The following is a 14,097-nucleotide window of genomic DNA, read 5'->3' as shown; positions in this document are numbered from 1 at the left end:
ACTAAAGGAGGATATATATGAAATTAGGTGTGTTTACAGTTCTATTTGCAGGGAAGACTTTTGAGGAAATGCTTGATCATGTAAAAAGTTCAGGACTAAATGCGGTAGAAATAGGTACAGGTGGAAATCCAGGTAATGATTTTTGTGATCTTGATGCACTTTTAGCTAGTGAGGATAAACGAAAGGAATACTTAGATAAAATTCATTCACGGGGACTTGCAATTAGTGCATTTAGTTGTCATGATAATCCTGTATCACCTAATAAAAATCATGCAGACAAATCACATGAAACTTTCGTAAAAACAATTAGATTAGCTGAACTAATGGATGTTCCTGTAGTGAATACATTCTCTGGTGTCCCAGGTTCAAATGAAGATTCCAAATATCCTAATTGGCCTGTTACGCCATGGCCAACCGAATATTCTGATGTGTTAAATTGGCAGTGGGAAAAAAGATTAATACCTTACTGGAAAGAACAAGCGCAATTCGCGAAGGACCATGGTGTTAAAGTAGGATTGGAATTACATGCAGGTTTCCTCGTACATACACCATATACCTTACTTAAGCTAAGAGAAGCAACGAATGATGCAATAGGCGCTAATCTTGATCCAAGTCATTTATGGTGGCAAGGAATTGATCCGGTTGGGGCAATAAAAATATTAGGAAAAGCAAATGCCATTCACCATTTCCATGCAAAGGACACGTATATCGATCAGGACAATGTAAATATGTATGGCTTAACGGACATGCAACCTTATTCTAATGTACAAACTAGGGCATGGACTTTTCGTTCAGTGGGCTATGGCCATAGTTTACAGGAATGGACTAACATTGTGAGTGCCTTAAGAACATATGGGTATGATTATGTAATTAGTATCGAACATGAGGATCCAATTATGTCAATAGACGAAGGATTTAAACAAGCGGTTAAAAATTTAAAATCTATAAATATAGAAGAACCACCTGCAGAAATGTGGTGGGCATGAAACGTTAATTAAGTATCCATACGAATTTGTTAAAAATGGTTGGTAAGAAAGGAGGAGTTATATTTGAAATATTCTGGGTTTATGAGAGGGGTCTACGCTATAAGTATGTGGGTGATGCGTTTTTCTGTCATAAATTTACTTTGGCTCCTCTTTCAATTACCAATTATTTTTATTCTTGTGAGTATACTTTATGCAAATAGCGAAGAAGATATCGTTATTTTACTCCCAATACTTATCATCTTGATACCTTTTTTATTTTTCCCAGCAACTCAAAGTATGTTTTCAACAGTTCGTGACTGGTTAGTAAATGAAGAAGAAAAAGGACTCATTCAATCATATATAAAGTATTATAAAGAAAATTATAAAAAAAGTATGAAAGTGGCAATAATCTTAACTATTGTGTGGGTTATCTGGGGCTTTGATTTTTATTATTTTAGTAAGGAAAATGTTGTAATCATGTTTATGATTGGATTTTTAGGATTGCTTCTATACGTCTATACAGTAAATGCATTTTCCTTGAATGCCCATTTCCACTTGAGTTTAGCAGAACTTTTAAAAAGGTCATTGATAATTTCAATTGGTAGTCCAGTTTTAACTTTGATAATATTGTTGAGTAATTTTCTTGTTTTAGTAATAAGTATTTATAAACTATCGTTTTTAATTCCTTTTTTTACAGGGACATTAATAACTTTCTTATCATTTTCTGCTTTTTATCGTCAGTATGTGAACTTATCTAGTTCAAAACAAAAATAAATCACTCGTTATGAACAAGAACGTATGAAGCACGTCTATATTTAGTTTAAGGAAGCCTATAGAGCTTCCTTTTTCTTATTGTTTTAAAATAGTCATCGATTTGTTAAAAAAAGAGCAGGAGATATCTTGATACTGATAATCATTATCAACTAAAATAGAAGGAAGGAGGGGATTCAATGAGTAATATTCTAGTTCTTTATGCTAGTGTGAGTGGAAACACGGAAATGATGGCTAGAATTATAATTGATACCTTTAAAAATAGAAATGTAGATATCGATGTAAAAGTATTTGATGAGGATCGAATAGAAGCGAAAGATATCTTGCAATATGATGGCATTTTAATGGGGTTATATACATGGTCAGGCGGTGAATTACCATTTGAAGTTGAGGATTTCTATGATGGAGTGTCTGATCTTGATTTAAGGGGAAAAGTGTGTGGTGTGTTTGGCTCAGGGGATCAATTTTATGATGACTTCTGTGGGGCGGTGGACATAATGTATGAGCAATTTGAAGACGTTGGTGCAACGATGATTCCATATAAAGTGAAAGTAGATATGGATCCTGAAGGGGAGGAAATCATGGAGTGTCAACGTTTGGCTGAAGAGGTTTGTCAACTAGTTGGTAAAGGAGTATAAATCCTCGAACCAACATAAACTTATTACTTATTGAAATAAATATGAAATTGGCTTTATATATGAAGAAAACATTCCGATATAGTAAAATAGAACTAGTAAAAAACTATATCATTCTTCTTGATTTATGTGAAATCATGTCGATATTAGAATAAGGGACTTTAAGAATAGAGTGAAGTAACGATATACATATAGTAAAAGGAAGGAAATACATATGGAGACAGATCAGTATTTAGATATGTTTTTGGATGAAAGTCGTGAACATTTACAAGCAGTTAACGATCATATTTTGGAGTTAGAAAAACAACCAGACAACATTGATTTAGTAAATGAAATTTTTCGTTCAGCCCACACTTTAAAAGGAATGGCTGCTACCATGGGTTTTGAAGATATTGCATCTTTAACCCATAAAATGGAAAATGTGTTGGACGGTATAAGAAATTATAAATTAAAAGTTACTACAGAAGTCATCGATGTTATTTTCATTGCTATTGAATATTTGGAAGATATGATAGAGTCAATAGCCGATGGAAATGATGGTAAAAAGGATGTAACAGAACTAGTTGCCCGTTTGGATATGATTGAAAATGGAAAGTCCATTAACAGTGATGGTAACAATGAAGGAGAAGAAGTAGCTGCTACATTAGAAGCGCAATCTATCGCTAAGTTAGAATTAGACGAGTTTCAGTTAGAGATAGTTCAACAAGCAAAGGAACTAGATATCGACGCATATCAACTAACTGTTTCTTTAGAAGATGAATGCATTTTAAAAGGTGCCCGTGCTTATATGGTTTTCGATGTTTTAGAAAAAAGTGGAGATGTCATTAAGACAAGCCCCGCTGTTGAGGATATAGAAGATGGGAACTTTGATGAATCATTCTCATTTATCTATGTATCTAGTGAACCTCCTGAAAATCTACAGGAACAGATTTTAAAAGTTTCAGAGGTTAAAAATGTTGAGGTTGTTCGTTTTGTAGTGGATAATAACTCTCCTCAAAAGGAAAAAGAAACGATAGATAAGGTAGAAAAAAAAGCAGAAATGAAAAGTAATAAAAAGACAAAGGATGATAAATCAGAGGCCAGTCATCATGGTTCCAAAACTATTCGTGTGAATCTCGAACGAATAGATGATTTATTAAATATCTTTGAAGAAGTAATTATTGATCGTGGGCGGTTAGAAGTTATTTCAGAGGAATTTGGTAACCAAGAGCTGACAGAAACAGTAGAACACTTGGGACGAGTAACTTCAGAAATGCAAAGTTTAATCTTGTCCATGCGAATGGTTCCAATTGAACAAGTATTTAATCGTTTTCCAAGGATGATTCGTGGGCTTGCTAGAGACTTGAACAAGAAAATAAATCTAGAAATAATTGGAGCGGAAACGGAATTAGACCGAACCGTTATTGATGAAATTGGTGATCCATTAGTTCATCTAATCCGTAATTCGATTGATCATGGTATAGAACTTCCGGAAGTGAGAGAGCAAGCAGGGAAATCCGAAGAAGGACATTTAACATTACGAGCGTACCATAGCGGGAACCACGTTTTTATTGAAATTGAAGACGATGGAGCGGGAATTAATCGTGAAAGAGTACAAGCAAAAGCAATTGACAAAGGGTTAATATCAGCGGAAGAAGCTGAATTATTATCCGATGATGAAATTGCAAACTTTATTCTTTCATCAGGATTTAGTACGGCTGATCAAATATCGGATATTTCTGGTCGTGGTGTCGGATTAGATGTTGTAAAAAGCAAGATGGAAGCATTAGGCGGAGAAATTAGTATTAAAACTGAGAAAGGAAAAGGAAGTATTTTCTCTATCCAATTACCTTTAACCCTTTCTATCATTGCTACCTTACTAGTAAAAGTGAAACAAGAAACGTATGCAATCCCCCTATCGTCCATTATCGAAACAGTTTTATTAGAAGATGACCAGATTTTAAGTGCGCATGGCAGAAAAGTGATGGACTTCCGTGGACAAGTTGTTCCACTTGTATCTTTAGCAGAAGTATTTGAGGTTCCTTCTGAAGAAGAAACAAATGAAAAATACCATGCTGTAGTTGTTGTGAAGAAAGGTGAAATGTTAACCGGACTGATTGTGGATTCCTTTATAGGTCAAAAGGAAGTCGTATTAAAATCACTCGGATCCTACTTGAAGGATGTATTTGCCATTTCAGGAGCAACCATTTTAGGCGATGGGGAAGTGGCGTTAATTATCGATCCAAATGCTTTGATAAAGTAAGACTTCAATCAGTGGGGATCTTACAGCCAGATAACCAGCGATAAAATAACAGAACAGAAGGTGATTAGATGGATGAGATGACAAAATATATTATTTTTAAACTTCAAAATCAATCATTTGGAGTAGATGTTCAACAAATTATCTCCATCGAACGAATTCAAGAAATAACTGAAGTACCTAGAACATCTGAATTTATTAAAGGTGTTACTCATATAAGAGGGGAAACGACACCAGTAGTTGATTTAAGAGAAAGATTATTGATGAAACAACAAGACTATACAGATAGTAGTAGAATTTTAGTCGTACAAATAAAAGAAATGCAAATTGGTTTAATCGTCGATGCAGCAACAGAAGTAAAAGATATTGAACAAAAATTAATTAAACCAGCACCTTCCTATGTTGGTGGTGTAAAAGATACATTTGTTAACGGAGTAGCAAATTTAGAAGACGGCCTTTTAATCATTCTGGATTTAGAAACGATTATCAATCTCGATGAAACAAACGAGCTACAGGAAGTAATCAATTAAAATAAAGAGTAGTTTGATAGGGCAGTGGAACCTTTTCAAATTACTCTTTTTTCTTAGAGAGGAATTATAAAACAGTCGTTCTACATAATTGCCAAGTATTCTTATGATTTTATGAAAAGTTACAATTTCGTCAGCAATATGACACTAAAAATATTAATTGACATAAAAAAACAAATTTCAACAGTGAAAAGACTCATATTTCCCGGGAAATGCTAATATTAAGCTGTTCTTATCATATTGCTGTCAAGTGTATTACACACACTTGTATGGAGGAAAGGCGCCTAACCACCATTAAAATCTTTCGTCGCCAATTGGATTTCTTATCATTTTGTCGCAACTTTTGATAAAATAGTAAACATATACATATTAGAAATGGCATCTAGGGCATCTAAGGGAGGAATGTTGTAATGGATAATAATATAAAATTAATTGCATTAGATATGGACGGGACATTATTAACTTCGAATCATGAGGTTTCTGATAGAACAAAAAAAGCGATTGCCGAAGCGTTGGCAAAAGATGTGCATGTTGTTTTAAGTACAGGTCGAGCATTAAAAACAGCTTATCCATATGTGGAAGAATTAAAATTACAGTCATATCTTATTACTGCAAATGGTGGACAAATTTATACGGTAGGTAAAGAGTTACTTGATCAGCATACTTTGGAAACAGAAATGGTTGATAGAATGTGGAACATTGGAAAGGAAATCGGGGTCTACATGTGGCTTATATCTACTGATGATGTGTACTATGGGGATGCTCCGGATAATTTATATGACCATGAATGGTTAAAATTTGGATGCCAATCGGAGGACAAAGAAAAATTGGATAAAATGGTGAAAGAATTATCATACTACGATAATCTAGAATTAACTAATTCACTACCAACCAATATTGAAGCAAATCCAAAAGGCGTAAGTAAAGCAAAGGCTCTTCATTTTTTATGTGAAAGAATTGGAATTACAATGGATGAAGTTATGGCATGTGGAGACAGTTTAAATGACATAAAAATGATTCAAGAAGCTAAAATTGGTGTAGCAATGGGCAATGCTCAAGAAGCGATTAAAAAAGTGGCAAATCATATTACAGACACAAATGATAACGATGGAGTAGCGAAAGCAATTGAGAAGTTTGTGTTGCAATAAAGAAAAAAGACTTGCGTGCATGCAAGTCTTTTTCTTTATGTTAAATTCCTGAAACCCAATACATGAGGATAGAGACCAGAATCGAAGTCAAAAGCATCGCATAAAAAGGCTTTAATGCTTTTGATTTCAAATCTTTTAAGCTTACATTTAATCCTAATCCAACCATTGCTGAAGTTAAAATAAATGTTGTAGCAATACTTATAAAGTCCATTATTGATTCAGAGACTGGGATATATACCCCTAATACATAACTACCTACTAAACTCATAGCAATAAATCCTAATAAAAACCATGGAAATGGCACTTTTGTCGTTTCATTTTCAGAACGGTTTTGACGATTTTTCCAAAAAATGATGACAAAGCATAAAGGGACGAGTAAAAATACACGACCTAATTTGGCTAATAAAGCAATGGCCAATGCATCTTCACCGGCAGGCTCTGCCGCTAAAGCTACATGAGCAAGTTCATGTAAACTAATCCCTGACCAAATTCCATATTGAACATCTGAAAGCGGCAAAAATGGTAATAGTAGAGTATAAACGATGGAAAACACGGTTCCAATTAATGCAATGATTCCCACACTAATTGCCGTATCTTCATCTTTGGATTTAAGAATAGGAGCTACAGCTGCAATGGCAGCCGCCCCGCAAATCCCCGTACCAATTCCTAAAAGAAGAGAGATTTGTGGATCTGCCTTTAATAACTTTGCCAAGAATACTGTGACAAGAATAGCAAAAATAATTGTGATGGCTCCCTTTAATATTAGTCCAAGTCCATCGTGGAAAATGACATCCATATTTAATTTAAGACCATATAAAATAATTGCAAAACGTAATAAATATTTAGATGAAAATTGAACTCCCGGACGAAGGAATTCTGGGTAGCCCCAAATTTGCCTATAGACAACGGCAAGAATAATGGCAGCGGCAAGAGGACCAATACGATTAATTACTGGGAGAAGAGCAAGTAAATAACCGATAATGGCAATTAAAAATGTAAACCCAATTCCTAAGATAAATCTTTTTTTACTTGTAGATCTTTCCTTACTTGTAGCTTCATTCATCATTTTACACCTATCCTTTCAACCCTTCCTTCCTTTTATTGTAAATTCCTTTTTATTATAAGGAAAATAAATTATAATAATAACAATGATAAGATTTAGTTATGATAGGGGAAGAAAAATGGATCAGCATCTTATTGTGTTTATAGAAGTAGCGGAACGAAAGAATTTTACTCGAGCAGCAGAAGCGCTTCATATGACCCAACCTGCTGTTAGTCAGTATGTATCCGCATTTGAAAAGGAGATAGGAGCCAAGTTAATTGAAAGAACGAATAAATCAGTAGAGTTAAATAAAGCTGGGGAAATGGTTTATTTTTATGCGAAATCCATTGTGAAAGAATATGAGCAAATGAAATTACTTATCTCAGATATGAAAAGCGAGCCGAGTGGGGAAATACAAATCGGTGCAAGTTATACCATTGGTGAATATCTTTTACCTAAATTATTAGCAAAACTTCAAGAACAGTACCCATCGATTACCCCGTATGTAACAATTGGGAACACAGAGGATATTGGGTCAAAACTTCTTCAACGTGACATTGATATTGGTTTAATCGAAGGAGAATTTTTACATAATCAGATAAGTCTTCAAACTTTTGCTACAGACAAGATGTACCTAATTGGTAGTAGTAAAGAAATTAAGTTTAAAGAAAAGCTCACGAAAAATGAACTTGAAAATCAAACGTGGATTATTCGGGAGGAGGGTTCAGGTACTCGAAGAATGCTAGAAGATTTTTTGAAATTTAATGAAATCCATCCAAAAAGGGTAATAACTCTTGGAAGTACACAAACAATTAAAGAAGGTGTAGAATCTGGTCTAGGTATTAGTTTACTTTCTCAACTTACATTTCAAAAGGAATTAGAGTTACACCGCATTGTGAAACTCCCTGCACCTGAGATACCAATAAAACGTCATTTTTCAATCATTAAAAATGATCAAGTTTTTCAACCAAAGGCGCTATTAGTATTTCAAGAATTAGTTAAAAATTACACTTAAATTAGTACTTATACATACAACATTTATGGTGCCCTTTATTTGTCAGATAATAAAGTGTATAATAGAAACAGAAACAGGAAAGGGGATGCTTTCATGGCTTTTTCACGTGGACCGAAAGAACCGGTTCCAGAGGTGGAAACAAATGTATGGTCATGCACTAGTGAGGAATGTCAAGGATGGATGCGAGAGTCATTTAGCTTTCAAGCTGAGCCAGAATGTCCACTTTGTCAATCCAATATGGAGCTAGAAGTACGTGTACTTCCCGAAATAAAGTAAGTATCTCTATCGTAAAAACAGAAACAGAATAAAGTTTTCGACCGGTGTCATGTATGGCATCTTTTTTATTATGTTTCTAACGGGCAGCAATACCAATCAAGAGCAAAAAGACAGGACTAACACAAGTAGACACAAGTGGGAGAGTTGCCTAGAAAAGCTCGTTTCTATTACTAACAATAAGTAGTACGTGGAAAGATCTGCTTATTGAAGAACCACTTTATTAGAGAAACCTTGGTCAAAAAAACCGAGGTTTCTCTTGTTTATAGGCTAAATTCACATATAGCCCATACGTATCATATTTTATTATAAACATAAATAAAGGATGTGTCTTTTTGAAGAAATATTACGTAACTGCAAATACTGCAGAAGGTTTAATCAATCACGTTTCTTCTAATCTTCAAAATATAAAACAAATCATTATTCTTAAACATCCGTCGAATTCCTTGAAAACAGGATTAATTCAACAAGTTATAGATTCTTTTCAGCCTAACTATGAAATCGAAGTGTTATTAAGTTCACTTAGTTCTAAGTATTTAGATGGTATTATCATTAGGGATAAATCACTTGCTGTTATTTGTGACCAAGTGGCAACAACTGATATTAAAACGTTTAATGCGATAGAAATAGATTGTAGCCTATTTATCAAAGATAAGCCAGTGCTTAATAAGGAATTAGAAAAGAAAATAACTTATTTTACAGAAAAGGCATACGAAAAATTTAAAACAGGATTAACTGTTCATGATGATTTAGAAACGATTTTTATTAATGAAATGGATTTTAATCGAGCGAATGAACTTGCTAAAGAGTTAATTCAAAGAATTATGGAAAATCAAAGTGAACGAAATCGTGTATCAACAACGTATCATCGATTATTTGGAACGAATACTGCAGATGGTGTTGTTAATGAAGTACCACATATTATCGAGCAAATGAAAAAGGTTTTCTATATAAAAGGTCGTGCAGGAACGGGTAAATCTACCTTTATGCGTAAAATAGTCGAAGCATGTGAAGATTATGGGTTTGATTTGGAGCTATATCATTGTAGTTTCGACCCAGGAAGTTTAGATATGGTCTTAGTCCCTGAACTGGAATTTTGCATGTTTGATAGTACCGATCCACATGAATTTTTCCCAACACGTGAAGGAGAAGAAATTATTGACCTTTATGAAGAAGCAGTAAAGCCTGGAACCGATGAAAAATATGAAGAACAAATATCTAAAGTCAACAATCACTACAAATCTTTTATGAAACAAGGGGTTAAAGAATTAAAGAAAGCTGGAGAATATCGTGAGAAATACGAAAAGCAATTTAGCTTTACTGAAGAAGAGAAGAACGCAATATTTGAATTTATAAATAAACAAGTCATTCAATAAAAAGAGAAACGCAGTACTCAATCGAGTACTGTTTTTTTGGTAGGTAAGAAAGTATAAAATCTTTCCCGTCTGGGGCTCCGGTTACTCGCCCCAGCGTAAAGATTTGCATAAGTGCAACTAGGTCATTCGCCTGAAGGCTTGGCGAATGACGAGTTTTCTAAGAAGATAAGAAAGTTTTCCTTACCTCGTTAGGTCTAACTAAATAATTTACCTATAGCTTAGCGAATACTAATTTTCTTCATTTAAGATTAATCGACAAAATATTCTAAAAAGTATCACTTGATAATTTGTAAAATTTGATGTAAAATAAATTAACAGAAAATTTAGATATGGTTTATCGAAAAAATTGGGAGGTTGGTGAGTTGGATGGTTAGTGTAAAAATGCTTAAGCCTTATTATATAAAAACGGATAAAGAGTATGTACGTATCGTTTTAGCATATCAATACTTTTCGGTAGTAATCAATGAAAAGGATTATCAATTTATCCCTATCGAGGCAAATGAGTTCCGTATTAACCGACGAACTCAGAAGGTTGAAAATGTGGATGCTAAATTCGCATTTCAAAATGGGAAAGAGGTAGTATACTTAACTCTCGCAAAATTAATTACTCTCCCGGATTTCTTACAGCAGCTTCATTCTATTGCGAGTTCCTATTATATAAATGATGATAAAGAAAATGATGAAAATGATATTGTAGAAAATGGTTTTGAAAGCGCAATCATAATGGAGGAACTTGAGAAAATGAATGTAAGAAGGTTAATTGACAAGGCCTTAGATGAAAGAAATGAACAAGCATTTAATGAACTTATTAAGTATCTTTAATTCAGCCTCATAATATAAAAAGCTACTCCTGGGAGTAGCTTTTTATCGTTACTATTTCAAGTTCATAAGAAGATTATTTACTTTAATTACAGGACTTTCCGTCTCTGCTTTATGGCTATTTTCCACCATCATGGCAATCAAAATATCCTGTGAGTCGGTAGGGTAGGCAACGAACCATTTATTTTCTGCACCTTTTTCCTCTAGTGTTTGTTTTAACTCCACTGTTCCAGTTTTACCAGAAATAGCAACTTTATCGTTTTTTGCATCTTTAGCAGTACCATTTGTTACAACAGCTCTAAGTGCATCTTGGATAATGCTTGCTTGTTCTTTGGTAATCAGGCCTTCCTTCCAGACTTGTCCTGTCTCTTCATCAGTGAAAAATATAGGTTTTATCATATTTCCATCATTCAAGAAAGTTGTATAAGCTGTAGCAAGGTGAATAGCTGTCATCTGAATTTGTCCTTGACCATAACTTGTATCAGCCAACATCACTTCATTATCGATTTCTCCGCTATTAGAAATAGTAGAACCGGTTACTGGGTAAGTTAATGGAAAATCTTCACCAAACCCAAAGTTATGAAGCCCTTTTGTAAATTTATCTTTCCCCATATCTATTGCCTGCATGGCAAAATAGATATTATCAGAGCGAACTAATGCATCTTTTAAATCAACTGGTCCATTAGAAGTAGAAACGCGAGTAACTTTATAATCTCCCCATGATTCTTTGCCCCATTGTAAGCCATTGATTTTAAATCCTTCATCAGGCTTAATAGTCCCGTTTTCTAAACCAATTGATGCTGTAACAGGTTTAAATACAGAACCGGGAGCAAACGTAGAAACAATTCGATTAATTAATGGTAACTGTTCATTTTTATCTAAATCTTCCATATAGCCTTCAGTTGTACCATACATCACTTCATTCGGATCGAAACTTGGGCTACTAACAAGTGCTAATGTTTCCCCAGTTTTAGGATGAATTGCTGCAGCTGTCCCTGCATCCTTTTTGTAGGAATCGTATAATTTATCTTGTAAGTTTATATCTAGGGTGAGATTAAGATTTTTTCCATTCTCTACTTCTTTTTCAGCTAGCACTATTTTTTCTTCATTTTCTTTTTCTATATATATGGTAGCACCAGGCTCACCTTTTAATTGTTCTTCATAAAGTCTTTCCAAGCCTCTAGCGCCAATCATGTCATCCGCAGCATATTTACTTTCATCAAAATCCTCAAAGTCTTCGGCACGGACTGTTCTTAAATATCCGGTTAAATGAGCCGTTGATTCACCACTAGGATAAACTCGTCCACTAACTGTATTTATTTGTATTCCACTAATTTGTAATAGTTGATTTTTTACTTTTTCATTTTCTTTCGTAATTCTCGCAATGGGTACTGCCCATTCTGGTTGCACCCAACTTTGATTTAGTTTCCCGTCAATACTTTCCACAGAAATACCTAGGAGGTTAGCAATTTCCTTTTTTGATTGATCCGCAGTATCTCCTAGTTTTTCAGGGACAATAGCAATTTCATAAATGTCATCATTTAATGCTAAAGGCATTTGATTTCTGTCTAAAATTTCTCCGCGTTTTGGTTCAGTTGTCGTATATCTAAGGTCTCCACCGTTTTTTAATTCTGGAAAAATAAAGCCAGAATCCCATTCCACATACCAGTTCTGATTTTCATCTTCGCCTTCCAGTTTTAATGTAGCTCTGTAGTTAAACTGAATTGGTCCACCGATTGTATCCATCTCTACATGGAAGGGGATTTTCGCAACCCCTTTGTCCATAGCGGTTTCTAATTCATCTTCGGTAATTGGATTGAAAGATACATTTAAATCTGTGACTTGAACGTCATTGTATAACTTCTCGTTACGTAATACAGATTCTTCTGGTGAGAAAGTGGATTTTGCCTCGGAAGCGAACATATCGTACAATTCCTCATACTTTTGTTCATTCCAGTTACTTACGAAAGTATCGAACCGTTCATTTGGTGTAACGCGATCATCGGAGCAAGCAACAAGAAAGATGAGAATAAATAACATAACTATTCTTTTTTTCATTATGTGACCCCCCATAAATATCTTCTAACATTATAACATTAAACCGATTTCTTCCAAATAAGAAAAGCCACACTGTTTAAGGAAAAACAGGTGACTTTAACTTTTTACTTTGCTTCCATGTGATTAGTTATTTCTGTATTTATTCGACTAAACTCTGAATCAGGTACAACGTAATAATATACCCCATTCATTTTTTGTCCACTACCTTTAATCTGTAAGGTTTCCATATTTTTTCTAGTTCCAAGATAATCAGAGAACAATGTTTGAATTTTTTTCATATCTAAATCGGTTTGAACATTGGATCCAACTATTTCTAAAATATCCCCAAATTTAGTAATGCTTGAAAAGTCTGCCGCTTCATCAATTGCAGCTGCAATAACTTGTCTTTGACGATCATTACGTCCGAAGTCACCTCGCGGGTCATTCTTTCTCATTCGAGTATATTCAAGCGCTTTTTTTCCATCTAAATGGATTTCTCCCTCAGGAAAACTATAGCCGCCTTGTTTGAAAGCAAATGTATTATTAACGGTTACACCGCCTATTGCATCTATACCTTCAATGAAACCTTCCATATTGATACGACCATACACATGAATCGGAATATCAAATGTTTCTTCCACCGTTTGTACGGATAACTCAGGTCCACCAAATGCATAAGCGTGGTTAATTTTATCCATACCACGGCCCGGAATATTAACATAAGTGTCCCTTGGAATACTTAACATCTCCATCGTATTCGTATTCGGATTTAATGATAATAGGATCATCGTATCCGAACGCCCTCTATCACCAGCACGCTCATCTACACCAAGTAGCAACGCATTGATACTTTCCTTTTGTTTAAACCGGCCTTCTGTTTCCTTGTAGCGGCCATCTTCTCTTTCTAAAGGGGTGTGCATAGTTTCAACTGTATTTCCAAGCTCATTCCATACGTAAAACCCAAAACCGACAACCGCGAGTATTAAGGCGAGAAAAATTCCTCCTACCCAATAAAGCCATCTTCTTTTTTTGTTATTTTTACGATTACTTTTTCTAGAATCCACTCGAATTCTCCTCTTTATTTTTAATTGTAAAATTATGGCATATGTTTAAAAATCCTGTATAAATTATAACCGAATTGTCGAAACTCGTCTATGAAATTTTTCCTATATTTTAGGTTATGTGGATTAGCCGCAAATATAAAATGAAAAAATAACCATTAGAAAATAAGAGTTCAGCAATTCTTTTCA

At 34.4% G+C, this 14,097-nt stretch carries 13 protein-coding genes; 10 read left to right on the top strand and 3 right to left on the bottom strand.

The genetic code is table 11. From position 1 onward, the window contains the following. Window positions 1–17 precede the first annotated feature (17 nt). The 6 genes from A9178_RS05465 to A9178_RS05440 all read left to right on the top strand — a co-directional run bounded on the left by A9178_RS05465 (window position 18) and on the right by A9178_RS05440 (window position 6,285). Window positions 18–986, top strand: coding sequence for a sugar phosphate isomerase/epimerase family protein (locus A9178_RS05465; RefSeq protein ID WP_068673140.1), 969 nt, complete (start codon window positions 18–20; stop codon window positions 984–986). A gap of 63 nt (window positions 987–1,049) precedes the next feature. Continuing rightward, window positions 1,050–1,739 (top strand): YesL family protein, encoded by a 690-nt coding sequence (locus A9178_RS05460; protein ID WP_068673138.1) that lies wholly within the window; start codon window positions 1,050–1,052, stop codon window positions 1,737–1,739. Between the two features lie 176 nt (window positions 1,740–1,915). Further along, on the top strand, window positions 1,916–2,374 hold the full coding sequence (locus A9178_RS05455) for a flavodoxin (protein ID WP_068673136.1): 459 nt from the start codon (window positions 1,916–1,918) through the stop codon (window positions 2,372–2,374). Window positions 2,375–2,585: 211 nt separating this feature from the next. After that, the gene (locus A9178_RS05450) at window positions 2,586–4,613 is read left to right on the top strand and encodes a chemotaxis protein CheA (RefSeq protein WP_068673134.1); all 2,028 of its coding nucleotides are present in this window, start codon (window positions 2,586–2,588) and stop codon (window positions 4,611–4,613) included. A 68-nt stretch (window positions 4,614–4,681) separates the two neighbouring features. After that, entirely contained in the window at window positions 4,682–5,140 is a 459-nt protein-coding gene (locus A9178_RS05445; protein WP_068673132.1) for a chemotaxis protein CheW, read from the top strand. A 407-nt stretch (window positions 5,141–5,547) separates the two neighbouring features. Then, window positions 5,548–6,285, top strand: a complete 738-nt coding sequence (locus tag A9178_RS05440) for a Cof-type HAD-IIB family hydrolase (protein ID WP_068673130.1) — start codon at window positions 5,548–5,550, stop codon at window positions 6,283–6,285. A 40-nt stretch (window positions 6,286–6,325) separates the two neighbouring features. On the opposite strand, the gene A9178_RS05435 is transcribed toward A9178_RS05440, so the two are convergent. Next, the gene (locus A9178_RS05435) at window positions 6,326–7,351 is read right to left on the bottom strand and encodes a YeiH family protein (RefSeq protein ID WP_068673128.1); all 1,026 of its coding nucleotides are present in this window, start codon (window positions 7,349–7,351) and stop codon (window positions 6,326–6,328) included. 115 nt (window positions 7,352–7,466) lie between these two features. On the opposite strand from A9178_RS05435, the gene A9178_RS05430 reads away from it, so the two are divergent. From A9178_RS05430 to A9178_RS05415, 4 genes are all read left to right on the top strand, one after another. Further along, a complete protein-coding gene (locus tag A9178_RS05430) occupies window positions 7,467–8,342 on the top strand; it encodes a LysR family transcriptional regulator (RefSeq protein ID WP_068673126.1) in 876 nt (291 codons plus the stop codon). A gap of 93 nt (window positions 8,343–8,435) precedes the next feature. Then, a complete protein-coding gene (locus tag A9178_RS05425) occupies window positions 8,436–8,618 on the top strand; it encodes a cold-shock protein (RefSeq protein WP_068673124.1) in 183 nt (60 codons plus the stop codon). Window positions 8,619–8,950: 332 nt separating this feature from the next. Then, window positions 8,951–9,991, top strand: coding sequence for a hypothetical protein (locus tag A9178_RS05420; protein ID WP_068673122.1), 1,041 nt, complete (start codon window positions 8,951–8,953; stop codon window positions 9,989–9,991). Between the two features lie 366 nt (window positions 9,992–10,357). Then, on the top strand, window positions 10,358–10,813 hold the full coding sequence (locus tag A9178_RS05415; protein ID WP_068673120.1) for an IDEAL domain-containing protein: 456 nt from the start codon (window positions 10,358–10,360) through the stop codon (window positions 10,811–10,813). 51 nt (window positions 10,814–10,864) lie between these two features. On the opposite strand, the gene A9178_RS05410 is transcribed toward A9178_RS05415, so the two are convergent. Together A9178_RS05410 and A9178_RS05405 are read right to left on the bottom strand one after the other, a co-directional pair. Then, the gene (locus A9178_RS05410) at window positions 10,865–12,868 is read right to left on the bottom strand and encodes a penicillin-binding transpeptidase domain-containing protein (RefSeq protein WP_068673118.1); all 2,004 of its coding nucleotides are present in this window, start codon (window positions 12,866–12,868) and stop codon (window positions 10,865–10,867) included. A gap of 104 nt (window positions 12,869–12,972) precedes the next feature. After that, a complete protein-coding gene (locus tag A9178_RS05405) occupies window positions 12,973–13,911 on the bottom strand; it encodes an LCP family glycopolymer transferase (protein WP_068673116.1) in 939 nt (312 codons plus the stop codon). Between the last annotated feature and the right edge of the window lie 186 nt (window positions 13,912–14,097).

This window comes from Oceanobacillus sp. Castelsardo (genome assembly GCF_001659985.1).
GTDB lineage: Bacteria > Bacillota > Bacilli > Bacillales > Amphibacillaceae > Oceanobacillus.
Note: the sequence above shows the minus strand (reverse complement) of the source record. Positions and strands in the feature narration are given on the sequence as shown.